Origin of the sequence: Streptomyces sp. 1-11 (assembly GCF_007176755.1) — a bacterium.
In the GTDB taxonomy this organism is placed as follows: Bacteria; Actinomycetota; Actinomycetes; order Streptomycetales; family Streptomycetaceae; genus Streptomyces.
In genome coordinates, this window is record NZ_BJTV01000010.1 from 218,803 (window position 1) to 231,251 (window position 12,449).

Here is a 12,449-nt window from a genome sequence, read left to right on the forward strand (position 1 = left end):
CCGGCAGGACAGCGGGCGGGGCGCGTACGAAGGTGGTGGGCATGACGGAGGAGATCACGCTCACCGGCCGGGCCGCGCCGCCCGAACGGGACTGGCCGCCGCCCGTACGCGACTGGCTGCCGCCCGACCTGGACGGGACCGAGTTCGACCCGGTCCTCGCCGCCCTCATGCGCGAGGGCCCGCTGACCCGGATCCGGCTGCCGTTCGGCGAGGGGTGGGCCTGGCTGGCCACCCGGTACGAGGACGTGAAGCTGGTCACCAACGACCCCAGGTTCGGCCGGACCGAGGTGACCCGCCGTCAGGTGACCCGGCTCGCCCCGGACTTCACGCCCCGGCCGGGCTCGCTGGCCTGGGCCGACCAGCCCGAGCACAACCGGCTGCGCAAGCCGGTCGCCGGGGCCTTCACGGTCAGCGCCATGAAGCGGTTGCGGCCCCGCGCGCAGCGCATCCTGGACGAGCTCGTGGCCGGCGTCGTCCGGGACGGACCGCCCGCCGACCTCGTCGAGCGGGTGCTGGAGCCCTTCCCGATCACGGTCGTCAGCGAGGTGATGGGCGTACCGCCCGCGGACCGCGCCCAGGTGCACGCCTGGACCCGGCGGATCATCTCCACCTCCGGCGGCGCCGAGGCCGCGCAGGCCGCCAAGACCGGCCTGTACGGCTGGATCACCGACGCCGTCCGGGCCCGCGCGCACAGCACGGACGAGGACGTCTACTCGCTGCTCGGGGCCGCCGTGTCCCGGGGCGAGATCAGCGAGGAGGAGGCCGTCGGCCTCGCCGGGCCGCTGCAGATCGGCGGCGAGGCGGTCACCCACAACTGCGGCCAGATGCTGTTCCTGATGCTGACCCGCCCGGAGCTGCTGGAGCGCGTGCGCACCCGCCCGGAGGCGCGCGGTCCCGTCCTCGACGAACTGCTGCGCCACATCCCGCACCGCAGCACGGTCGGGCTCGCCCGGATCGCCCTGGAGGACGTGGAGGTCGGCGGTCACCGCATCGCGGCCGGCGAGCCCGTCTACGTCTCCTACCTGGCCGCGAACCGCGATCCGGCCGTCTTCCCCGACCCCGACCGTATCGACCCCGACCGGTGCCCCAACCCGCACCTGGCCTTCGGCAACGGCCCGCACTACTGCACCGGGGCGGTCCTCGCCCGCCTGCAGACCGAACTGCTCGTCGACACGCTCCTGGACCGCCTGCCGGGCCTGCGCCTCGCCGTCCCGCCGGAGGAGGTCCGCTGGCGGCACAGGACGATGATCCGCGGGCCGCTCACCCTGCCCGTCACCTGGTGACCCGGACCGGTCCGGCCGCACAACCCCGGCCCCCGGTCCCCTGCCGCCGGCCCGGCGCGGCCGAGCCGGCCGAACCCGCGCACGGGCACGCCCCCGCACACAGGAACGCCCCCGCATCGCGGGCCGGCGGCCCGCGTCCGGCCCACCCGGCCCGTCCCGCCCGGCCCGTCCCGCCCGGCCCGGCTGACCCTTCCCGCCCGGCCCGACTGACCCTTCACGCCCGACCCGCCCCCTGACCCCGTCTCGCCCAAAAACGTCCCGCCCGACCCCGTCTCGCCAAGCCCTTTCTCTCCCGGCACCTCGACGGTCGGCGTTTCGGCCATGGCCGTTCCGGCCCGCCTCCTTGCACCGCACCGGTCGATGCAGTACGCACGCTCCGGCGCGCGCTCGATACCGGGGTTGCCGACGCGTCCGAAACACATGTGTTCGGAAACTCCGGCTGATTCGTTGAGCCGTACGAACCAGTCGCACAGCCGTCAAGGGGGAGACAGCATTGACACCGACCGACGCACAGGCACAGCCCGCCGTGACACCGCGGCCGTCCGCACCGGCTCTCCGCGGGCCCGGCCGGTCCGCGCGGGGAGGCGCCCGATGAAGAGGTTCCTCGGACGCGTGCGGCCGGCCGAGCCGGAGGTCTCCGACGCCGAGCGGGAGCTCTTCGGTGGCCCCCTGCGCTACGACTTCGGCTGGTCGCAGCACGAGGGCGCCCGGCTCGACCTGACGATGACGTCGGCGCTGCGCTCCATGCCCGGGCTGGTCGGGGCGACCCTGCGGATGGCGTGGCGGGCGGACCGCCGCGCCCTGCTGGCGGTGGCGGTCAGCGAGATCGGGCAGGGCCTCGCCGCGGCCGTCGGGCTCCTCGCGGTCAACTCGGTGATGCACGCGCTGCTCGGTTCGGGCACCCCCGGACAGCGGCTGCACGCGGTGCTGCCCGGCCTGCTCCTCGCCGCCGGGGCCGCCGTGGTCAACTCCGGTCTGGCCGGCTGGTCCACCTCGCGGGCCGGCCGCCTCGAACCGCTGGTCGAGCGGATCGCCACGACCCAGTACCTGTCCGCCGCCGCCTCGGTGGAGCTGGAGGCCATCGAGGACCCGGAGTTCCGGCGGCTGATCGACGTCGCCCAGTTCGGCGCCGCGTCCGCCAGCCGCATGATCAGCGCCTGCGTGGCCGCCCTGAACGGGACCATCTCGCTGATCTCCACGGCCGGTGTGCTCACCATCCTCCACCCGGTGCTCCTGCCGATGCTGATCCTGATCGCGGCGCCGCGCGGCTGGGGCGCGATGCGGGTGGCGCAGGAGCGGTACGTGTCGGTGATGAGCTGGATCGAGCACGTGCGCGCCGCCCGCCTGATCGGCAACCTGCTCACGGAGCGCACCGCGGCGCAGGAGGTGCGCATCCACGCCGTCGGCCCGTTCCTGCTCAGCCGGTACGAGCGCATGGCCGAGAGCGCCGAGGCCGAGCAGGAGCGGCTGGCCGCCGGCAAGGCCGTCACCGAGTGGGTGGCGGCCGCGCTGTCCGGGCTCGCCATGGCGGCGACGTACACGGCCATGTTCCTGCTGATCAGAGGCGGGCACATGAGCCTGGCCGTGGCCGGGACCGCCGTCATCGCCGTCCGGTCGGGCTCGGCGAGCCTGGGCGCGCTGGTGATGAACGTGAACCAGTTGCACGAGGAGTCCCTCTACGTCCGCGACCACTCCCGGTTCCTGGGCGAGGCGGCGCGCCGCACCGTTCCCAGCGGGGGCGACCCCCTTCCGGCGCGGGTCCGGGAGGTCGTCCTCGACCGGGTCGGCTACCGCTATCCGGACCGGGAGACACCCGCCCTGGACGAGGTCTCGCTCACGCTGCCCATGGGCTCGGTCACCGCGGTGGTCGGTGAGAACGGCTCGGGCAAGAGCACGCTGATGAAGGTGCTGTCGGGCCTGCTGCTGCCGCAGCACGGGACGGTGCGGTGGGGCGACGCCGAGATCGCCTCCCTGGACCGTTCGCAGGTCTTCGACCGCGTCGCGCTGCTCACCCAGGACTTCCAGCGCTGGCCGGTCACCGCGGCGATGAACATCCGGATCGGCCGGCCCGCCCGGGAGGCCGGTCCCGACGACCTGCGGCCGTCCGTCGACTACGCGGGTGCCGGACCGGTCATCGCCAAGCTCCCCGACGGCCTGCACAGCCTGCTCGCGCGCATCTTCCGCGGCGCCAGCGAACTCTCCGGCGGCGAGTGGCAGAAGATCGGTCTGGCCCGCACCCACTGGCGCAGCTCCACCTCGGACGCCGACGGCCTGCTCATCGTGGACGAGCCCACCTCCGCCCTCGACCCGGAAGCCGAGATCGCCGCGTTCGACCGCATCCGCCGGCTCGCGGCCCCGAACCGCGCCGTCGTCCTGGTCACCCACCGCATGTCCGGCGTCCGCCACGCCGACCGCATCCACGTCCTGCACCACGGGCGGCTCGTCGAACAGGGCAGCCACGAGGAGCTCATGGCGGCCCGGGGGCGCTACGCCTCGATGTTCGACGCCCAGGCCGCCCAGTACGCCTCCGCGGGCTCCGTCCCCCGCCCCGCCTCCCCCACCGTCGCGGACCCCGCGTGACCGGGCGGGGTGTGTCCTCAGGCCCGCAGCCACTCCGTGACGACCACCTGGCCGCCGGTGCGCAGGCGCAGGGCGAACGGGCCGGTGGGCGGGGCGTCGCTGGTGAAGCGGCCCAGGGTGTCGACGGTGACCGGCCGGGCCGTCTGCGGGCCGCCCAGCACCTCGACGCGGGCCGGGCCCGGCGGCAGCACCTGGCCGATCAGGCCCTCCCCGGTGACCTCGACGTCGACGATGAGGGCGCCCGCTCGGAAGGTCAGCATCCGGGGCGCGTCCGGCACTCCCCTGACGGGCAGCGCGTCCACCAGCGAGTCGAAGGTCAGCTCGGCGATGTCGGCGTCCAGGTCGTGCAGCGCGTAGGCGCCCAGGGCCAGTTGGCGCAGCTCGGCCGGGACCGGGTCCAGCGCGGCGGCCGCCTGGCGGAGTTCCTCCTCCAGCAGGGCGCCGTCGAACCCGTCGTCGTCGAAGCCCTCCTCCGGGAATCCGTCGTCGTAGTGCGCGCCGCCGCTCATGCCGCTCCCCGCTCGTCCATCCGGGCCCGCAGCCGGCGCAGACAGCGCTGGCGCAACGGGCCGATGCTGCCGACCGCGATGCCGAGCGCGGCCGAGACCTCCAGATAGCTCGGCGGGGGCGAGGCCATCAGCACCCGCAGCAACTGCCGGCACCGCTCGCCGAGCGCCTCGAACTCCTGCCAGAGCCGGCGGATCCGCTCGGCCTGCGCGGCCTCCTCCTCGGAGTCGATCAGCGACTGCTCCGGCGTCCGTTCCTCACTGGCCCGGTCCAGCACCTGCGGGTCGTCCGTCAGCGTCAGCCGGGTCAGCCCCTTCAGCACCTTCAGGCACTCGTGCCGGGCCGTGCTGGCCAGCCAGGAGCCCGCCTTGTCGGGTTCCCGGAGGCGGTGCAGGTGCTGGGCGAAGCGGAACCACGCGGTCTGGTAGACCTCGTGCGCGTCGGCTTCGGAGAGCCGGTGTGCGCGCACCACCGACCACACCAGCGGACTCAGTCCTTCCACCAGCGCCTTCCAGGCCGCAGCGTCGCCGTCGGCCGCGGACCGGACCAGCGCGCCGACCTCTGTTCGGTCCACGGCTCCACCCCTCGTGTACGGCACGTCATCGTACGCCGTGGAGCGGAGCGTTCCGGCCCTCATACGTGCTGGACCGGGATCGCGACCGGGGTCGGTCGCCAGGTGGCCGGGCGGAGCACCGGCACGTGCGCCCCGCGCACCTCCGCGGACTCCCTGACCGAGCCGAGCAGTTGCGCCCTGGCCGCGCGCGGGTCGCGTTCCTTGTGCGCCGTCATGTGGGCGGCGACCAGCCCGGCGACGACCGGGGTGGCGAAGGAGGTGCCGCTCCACTGCGCGAGGCCGTCGAACATCACCTGGTCGGGTTTGCCGGCGCCGCTCTCCGGGGTCTCGCTCAGCACGCCCGAGTGCCGGGGGTACTGGCAGGTGCACACGTACTCGAAGCCGTACCGGCAGGAGTCGTAGGTGGAGTGCTGGTAGACGTAGGGCACGGGCGTGCGGAAACCGGTGAGGGCGCCGGTGAGGCGCTCGCCGGGGGCGTAGACCCGTACCCAGGGGCCGTGGTTGCTGAAGCAGGCGCCGGACTCGCCGTCCCCGCGCAGCGCGCCGACCGACAGCACGCAGTCCTCGTACTCGGGGAGGGCGGCGTAGGCGGCCGGCCAGAAGGGGTTCTCACTGGCGTTGTTGCCGGCGGCGGCCACCAGCAGGGTGCCCTGCTCGCGCAGTTCCCGCATGAAGGCGTCGAGGCCGAGCAGTCCGTCGGTGCGGCCGTTGGACGTGCCGGCCGAGAGGCTGATGATGTCGGGCCAGCCTCCCTGGTCGACGGCCTCGAAGAGCCTGGCGCCGAACTCCGACTCCAGGACGGCGCCCGCGTCGGCGAGCGTGCCCCGCACGGTGATGTCGGTGTTGGGGGCGACGGCGGCGACGATCCCGGCGATGAACGTGCCGTGTCCGACGTACTGCCGCAGCACGCCGTCGGGGCCGGTCTCGACGGCCTGCGGGTCGCCGGTGGTGTGCGCGAGCGGCGGGTAGGAGCCGTGGTCGTGCACCAGGCCGGTGTCGACGACGAGGACGCCGACGGCGGTGGCCGGGTCGTAGGGGGTGCCGGCCGGGGCCGGGTTGGGCGGCTCGCCGTGCCGCGCGGGGACCGGTTCGTCACCGGGGCAGGCGTTGACCGCGATGTGCACGACGTGGTTGCGGCTGACCAGGCGGCGCCCCTGGCGGCCCTCGGCCTCGCGCAGGGCGCCCAGGGCGTGCGGGACGACGTCCTCGCCGAGGCCGGGGTCGCCGACCCGGATGCGGGTGACGCCGGTGCGGTTGGCCGCCGGGCCGGTCCGGCGCACGTGGTCCGGGACCAGGCCCCGGGTGTCGGTGAAGTGACGGCGCACGGTGTCCTCGACCAGCCGCGCTTCCTCGCCGTCGCGGGCGAGGACGACACCCTTCTCGTAGAGGAACTCCGCGGCGTCGTCCGGTCCCATGGCCAGCGCGGTGCCGGGCATCGCGCGCTGGATGTGGCCGAACTGCTCGTGGAATCGCTGAGGTGCCATGGTGTGTCCTCCCCCTCGGGACGGTGTCCGACAGTCAGAGTCGCCCGACGGCCCGTTGATACAGCCGGCCGGTGCGGCGCTCGGTGACAACGGCGAACCCGTGGGACGGGTTTGCGCAGGCCACTACCATGCGAGGGGTGACAGCGGGAAGCGAGCCGGTCCTCGAACTGCTGCCCTTGGTGTTCGCCGACCCCGGCGAGGCCCGGGCGCGCGCGGAGCACGTGCTGCACACCGGCCCGCCGCCGCTGCACGCCAGCGTCGCGCACCAGGTGCTCGGCATCTGGCAGCGGGACTTCGGCGACCTGCGGATCGCCCTCAGGCATCTGCGCCGGGCCCGTGACCTGGCCGCGCGGGCCGAGTCGGCGGAGCGTGAGGCGGACGTGCTGGCGACACTGGGGGTCGCACTGGTGCACGCGGGGCGCACGCGGCAGGGACTGGCCTCGTTCGAGCAGGGGGTCGCGCGGGGCAGCGGACACACCAGGGCCCGGGTGCGCTACCGGCGGGCCTATGTGTGGTGGGTGCTGGGCCACCACCGGGAGGCGCTCGAGGACGTGCGCCGGGCGCTGCCCGCCCTGCGGCAGGCCGGTGACGGCATCTGGACGGCGCGGGCGCTGACGCTGCGGGCCACCGTGCACCTGGCGCTGGGCGCGGTGGACCGGGCGGTCGCGGACTTCACGGCGGCGGAGCGGCTGTGGGACACCACCGGCCAGGAGCACGACAAGGCGGACGCGGTGGAGAGCCGGGGCCTCGCCGCGTTCCGCTCCGGGGACATCCCGGCCGCGCTGCGCCTGCTGGACGAGGCGCAGGAGCGGTACGCCAAGCTCGGCACGCCCACCTTCATGCTGTCGGTGCGGCGCTGCGAGGTGCTGATGGCCGCCGGGCTCGCGCCCGAGGCGCTCACCGAGGCGGACACCGCGATCGCGCTGCTGGACCGGATCGGCGGGCAGTCCACGCGCAAGGCCGAGCTGCTGCTGGCCGCGGCGCGTGCCGCCCGCTCGGCCGGCAAGGCGGACGTCGCCACCGACCGTGCCGCCCAGGCGGTCCGGCTGTTCGCCAGGCAGCGGCGCACCTGGTGGGAGACGCACGCCCGGCTGGTGCTGACCGAGGCGCGGGCGGCGGCGGGGCCCGGCTCGGGCCGGCTGGTCGCGGACGCGGCCCGGGTCGCCGAGCGGCTGGCCTCCTTCGGTTCGCCCGCCGCGCCGGAGGCCTCGCTGCTCGCCGGGCGGATCGCGCTGGCGCTGGGGCGGACGGCGGACGCGGAGCGGCATCTGGCGGCCGCCGCCCGCGGCAGGCACTCCGGTCCGCCGCCGGCCCGGGTGACGGGCTGGGTGGCGCAGGCGCTGCGCGCCCGGGCGGCGGGTTCCGGGCGCGGCGTGCTGCAGGCCTGCCGGCGGGGCCTGGCGGTGCTCGACGACCACCGGATGACCCTGGGCGCCTCCGAGCTGCGGGCCCGTGTCACCGCGCAGGGGGCGGAACTGGCCGCGCTCGCCCAGGAGGTGGGCCTGGCGCAGGGCGGTCCGCGACGGCTGCTGGAGTGGAGCGAGCGGTGGCGGGCGACCGTGCTGGCCGCGCCGCCCGCCCGGCCGCCCGCCGACCCGGCGCTGCTCGGCGGGATCACCGCCTACCGGGAGATAGCGGCCCGCGCCGACGAGGCGCGGATGGAGGGCCGGCCGGTGCCCGCCCTGGAGCGCGAACAGCGGCGGCTGGAACGGGAGATCCGCTCCCGCACCCACCACATACGCGGTGACGCGCCCGGCGTCGGCGGCCGCTTCGACACGGCCCGGCTGCTGGAGCGTCTCGGGGACGCCCGGCTGGTCGAACTCGCCGTGGTGGACGGCCGGGTGCACATCCTGCTGTGCGGGCGGGGCCGGGTCCGGCGGTTCTCGGGCGGGGCGCTCGCGGAGGCGGTGTCCGAGGCGGAGCACGTGCAGGCCGGGCTGCGCCGGCTGGCGCACCCGGGTGGCGAGGCGCGGCTTCCGCTGGTGGAGGCGGCCGGCCGGCGCCTGGAGGAACTGCTGCTGGGCGGTGCCGCGGCGCGTCTCGGGTCCGGTCCCGTGGTGATCGTGCCGCCGGGCGCGCTGCACCGGGTGCCGTGGGCGCTGCTGCCGGCGCTGCGGGAGCGGGTGCTCAGTGTGTCGCCGTCGGCGGGCAGTTGGCTGCGGGCGCGGGAGACCGCGCCGCCGGGCGGCGGCCGGCATGTGCTGGTGCGCGGCCCGGGCCTGGCCACGGGCGGCGCGGAGGTGCCCGAACTTGCGGACCGGTACGGCGACGCCACGGTGCTGGAGGGGCCGCGGGCGCAAGTGCCCCGGGTGCTGGAGCACCTGGACGGCGCGGCCCTCGCGCATCTCGCCGCGCACGGCACGTTCCGTGCGGACAGTCCGCTGTTCTCCGCGCTACGGATGGCGGACGGCCCGCTGATCGTCCACGACTTCGAGCGCCTGGCCCGCAGCCCGTACCGGATCATCCTGTCGAGCTGCGACACCGCCCGGCTCGCCTCGGTGGGCGCCGACGAACTTCTGGGCCTGGTCACCGCGTTGCTCCCCCTGGGCACGGCCGGGGTGGTGGCGAGCAGCGCGCCGGTCAACGACGCGGCCGTGGTGCCGCTGATGCTCGCCCTGCACAAGGGCCTCGACGCGGGCCTCTCCCTCGCCGAGGCCCTGCGCGACGCCCGCGCCGCCCAGCCGGGTGACGCGGTCCACCAGGCGACGGGGTGGGCGTTCGCGGCGTTCGGGGCGGCCTGAGAGGACGGCCGCAGGGGGTGGGCCGGCACGGTGGCCGGATGCGTTGGGACGGCCGTGAGGACGGCCGGGCCGGCACGGTGGCCGGATGCGTTGGGACGGCCGTGAGGACGGCCGGGCCGGGAGCATGGCCGGATGCGTTGTGACGGCCGTGAGGACGGCCGGGCCGGGAGCGCGTGCGCCGTTCGGAGGGGCCCGCACGCGGTACGGGCCCCTCTGGTCAGGCGGGTTCCGCTGTGGCGGCGTCCGTGAGCCACGGCAGGGCTGCGCGGTCGCCGGTGCCGAGGCGGGCGTACGCTCCGTAGAGGTGGTTGCCGACGGTCCGGACGGAGAGCGTCAGCCGCTCGGCGATCTGCCGGTTGCTCAGACCGGACGCCGCGAGGGCGACGATCTGCCGTTGGCGCGCGGTGAGTTCGCCGAGGACGAGTCCGGCGAGCGCCGGCGTGCGGGCGCCCTGGCAGCGGTGGGCCAGCGCCAGCGCCCGGGTGCGGGAGAGACGGGCGGCGCGCGGGTCGCGGTGGACCGGTACGGCCTGCGCGTGCGCCTCGGCCGCGAACAGCAGGAAGCCGCGCTCCGCCAGCGCGTCGGCGGCCCGGTCGAGGGCGGGGCCGTCGCCGCGGGCGAGCGCGTCGGCGTGCCGGGCGAACACACCGTCGCCCGTCAGCCGTCCGGCGACCCGCTCCGGCGCCCCGAGCCGCACGGCGTCGTACAGCGCGAGCACCTCGTCCCCGGCGATCCGCTCCAGGGCGCCGTCGAGGTCGCCGCCGGCCGCCGCGGCCCACACCCCGGTGCCCGTGACGTCGCCCGACTGACCTGCCGCTAAGTTTAGTTCGACGCGGCAGTCGGTGTCCTCCGGCGCCGCGCGCAGCCCTTCGCGCGCCCAGGCGGCCGCCTCGCGCAGTTCTCCGCGCAGCCGGGCGTACCGGGCGCGTACGGCGGCGTAGCCGCCCGGGACCGGCAGCCCCTCGGACAGCAGCCAGTCCCCGACCGGCGTCGGCACGGCCCGCACGTCGTGCCGCTCCAGCCGGCGTTCCAGCGCGGCCCGTTCGACCGCCAGGGCGGGTTCGCACCGGTCCGGGGTGCGGGCCAGCCGACGGGCCTGCAGGGGGCCCGCGGTGGCGCGCAGGGCCGGGCCGTGCAGAGGGTGGGCGAGGCGGACCGAGCCGTGGCCGTCGACGGCGATCAGCCGGTCCCGCTCGAGCCGTTCGAGGACGTCCGGGTCGAGGCCGTGGAGGGCGAGCGGCAGGGGCTCGGCGAAGGCGAGCCGGTACAGGGTCTCGCGCTCGTCGGCGTCGGACCGGTCGAGGACGTCGGCCAGGCGCTCCCGGACGGTCGCGGTGACCGGGACCGGACCGCGCCACGCCCATCCGCCGCCGCCCGGCAGCCGGATCAGCGCACCAGAGCCGCGCAGCGCCCCCAGCAGGTCCCGCAGCAGCCGCAGATCGCCCTGGCACAACCGGTGCAGGCGGCTCATGGTGAGTGCTTCGAGGCCGGCGGTGGCGAGGAGCCGGTCGGTGTCCTCGCGGGGCAGCGGCGGCAGCGGCAGGCGCGGCAGCAGCTCCCCCGTCCACAGCCGGGAGACCGCGCCGGGCACGGGCACGCCGTCGGTGGCGGTCACCGCAAGCCGGGTGCCGCCCCGCACGGCGAGCTGGTGCACGAGCGCGGCGGAGGCCTCGTCGAGCAGATGGGCGTCGTCGACGACGAGGAGGCGTACGCCGGACAGGAGCCGCACCGCGCGATGGAGCGAGACGGTGTCGGGCAGCAGGTGCGCGAAGGCCGCGAAGCGCAGGCCGCGGGTCCCGGGAGTGCCGGTCACCCGGGCGCAGTCCAGGCCCCGGGCGGCTTCCGTGATCAGCCGGGTCTTGCCCCGGCCGGGCGGTCCGGTCACCACGATGCCGGGCCGTACGCCCGACAACGCCCGTCGCACCAGGTCCAGTTCGTCCTCGCGCCCGGTGAACGGCCAGGGCAGTTCCAGCGTCTTCGCGTCCTGATCGTGAGTCGTCACACGAACAGGAGCGCGCCTGCTCAGTTCTGATACACGCCGACTTGAGTACCCCCCGACTCAGGTGCCCGGACCGCCGGGTACGGCACTCTGTCGGTCCAGGCCACATCCGGGCACCGGGGGGAGCGGTCGGGGGACGTCACCTTCGGGGGAGGGAGACGTCCTCCGGCCTCGCCGTCGCGCCCGAGGGGAGGCGGCCCGTGCCCCGGTCCGCTGAGCGGCCGGGCGTGCCGCGGCGTCGAGGGGGCGTCCGTACGGCGGACCGGCACGGGACCGGCGCGGGGACGGCACGGGACCGGCGCGGGGGTCACCCGAACGCCACGCTGTGCTCGTCCACCGGCCGGGCCGGTGCTGATGTGGAGGGACGCACCGCGCTTCGAGGAGGCAGCCGCGATGGACCGTCCGTCCCGCCCCGCACGTGTTCTCGCCTCGGCGCTGGCGACGGGGACCCTGCTCGTCACCGCCGCCTGCGCCGACGGGACCGGGTCCCCCGAGGCCGCGCCGGCCTCCCCGGCGGCGGAGCAGTCCCCGGCCTCCCCGTCCCCGGCCTCCCCGTCGCCCTCGTCCCCCTCCCCGTGGCCCACGCGGGCGCTGACCACCGGCGGGGCGAAGGCCGCGCTGATCACCCGGGCCGACCTCGGGGACGGGTGGAACCAGGTGAACAACGCGGCGAGCTGGCGCGACAAGCTCCTGGCCGGCAAGGTCGACGTCGCCTCGTTCCTGAACGGGAAAACCGGGTCCCAGGACTGCCAGAAGCTGCTCGACAGCCTGTACTCGGACACCCTGCTGGGCCGGCCGGTGGGAGCGTCGGCGCTGACCGGCTTCACGAACGGCGACGCCCGGCTGCTGTACCAGGTGGGCGACTACGGCAAGGGATCGCTGGAGAAGTCCCTGGACTGGATGAAGAGCCTGGCGCAGACCTGCGGCCACTTCACCGTGACCGGCTCGGGCGGCGGCAAGCGGACGGTGCGGGTGGTGAGCAGTGCGCTGCCCGCGGTCGGGGACGGCCGGCAGGGGCTCACCCTCACCGTGCAGGGCACCGCCGACGGCGCGCCCGTCACGCTCGTCCTGGACGTGGCCGCCGTACGGGCCGGCTCCTCGGGGATCGTGGTCACCAACGGCGGCCCGTCCGGTGTCGACCACGGCGCCACCGAGACGGCGGTACGGCAGGGCGCCCAGCGTCTGCAGCAGGTGCTCGCCGGGAAGACGCCGTCCCCGACCGCGACGGGCTGACGGCCCCGAAGGCCCCTCCCCCGGCCCCCGTCCGGCCGGCCGCGGCCG

8 protein-coding genes are annotated in these 12,449 nt (G+C 75.9%); 4 read left to right on the forward strand and 4 right to left on the reverse strand.

Translation table 11 applies throughout. The features are described 5' to 3' along the window. Positions 1-41: 41 nt before the first annotated feature. Positions 42-1,283: a cytochrome P450 gene (locus TNCT1_RS22470; protein WP_143634975.1), complete on the forward strand. Its 1,242-nt coding sequence runs from the start codon at positions 42-44 to the stop codon at positions 1,281-1,283. 591 nt (positions 1,284-1,874) lie between these two features. Continuing rightward, positions 1,875-3,863: an ABC transporter ATP-binding protein gene (locus TNCT1_RS22475; RefSeq protein WP_143634976.1), complete on the forward strand. Its 1,989-nt coding sequence runs from the start codon at positions 1,875-1,877 to the stop codon at positions 3,861-3,863. Between the two features lie 17 nt (positions 3,864-3,880). On the opposite strand, the gene TNCT1_RS22480 is transcribed toward TNCT1_RS22475, so the two are convergent. Genes TNCT1_RS22480 through TNCT1_RS22490 form a run of 3 tightly spaced genes read right to left on the reverse strand, consistent with a single transcriptional unit; the run spans position 3,881 to position 6,428 of the window. Next, a complete protein-coding gene (locus TNCT1_RS22480; RefSeq protein ID WP_174266398.1) occupies positions 3,881-4,372 on the reverse strand; it encodes a hypothetical protein in 492 nt (163 codons plus the stop codon). Next, on the reverse strand, positions 4,369-5,007 hold the full coding sequence (locus TNCT1_RS22485; RefSeq protein ID WP_174266399.1) for an RNA polymerase sigma factor: 639 nt from the start codon (positions 5,005-5,007) through the stop codon (positions 4,369-4,371). Before TNCT1_RS22485 ends, TNCT1_RS22480 begins: the two co-directional genes overlap by 4 nt. Then, positions 5,004-6,428, reverse strand: a complete 1,425-nt coding sequence (locus TNCT1_RS22490; protein ID WP_143634980.1) for a S8/S53 family peptidase — start codon at positions 6,426-6,428, stop codon at positions 5,004-5,006. The genes TNCT1_RS22485 and TNCT1_RS22490 overlap by 4 nt, the downstream gene beginning before the upstream one ends. Before the next feature lie 128 nt (positions 6,429-6,556). Between TNCT1_RS22490 and TNCT1_RS22495 the strand changes: the two genes are divergently transcribed. Beyond that, positions 6,557-9,169: a CHAT domain-containing protein gene (locus TNCT1_RS22495; RefSeq protein ID WP_143634982.1), complete on the forward strand. Its 2,613-nt coding sequence runs from the start codon at positions 6,557-6,559 to the stop codon at positions 9,167-9,169. Between the two features lie 217 nt (positions 9,170-9,386). Here the strand turns inward: TNCT1_RS22495 and TNCT1_RS22500 are convergent, their stop codons facing one another. Further along, positions 9,387-11,171, reverse strand: a complete 1,785-nt coding sequence (locus TNCT1_RS22500; RefSeq protein ID WP_143634984.1) for a LuxR family transcriptional regulator — start codon at positions 11,169-11,171, stop codon at positions 9,387-9,389. Positions 11,172-11,561: 390 nt separating this feature from the next. Here TNCT1_RS22500 and TNCT1_RS22505 point away from each other — a divergent pair, with 390 nt between their 5' ends. Beyond that, positions 11,562-12,401, forward strand: a complete 840-nt coding sequence (locus tag TNCT1_RS22505) for a hypothetical protein (RefSeq protein WP_160160425.1) — start codon at positions 11,562-11,564, stop codon at positions 12,399-12,401. The last annotated feature ends 48 nt before the right edge of the window (positions 12,402-12,449 follow it).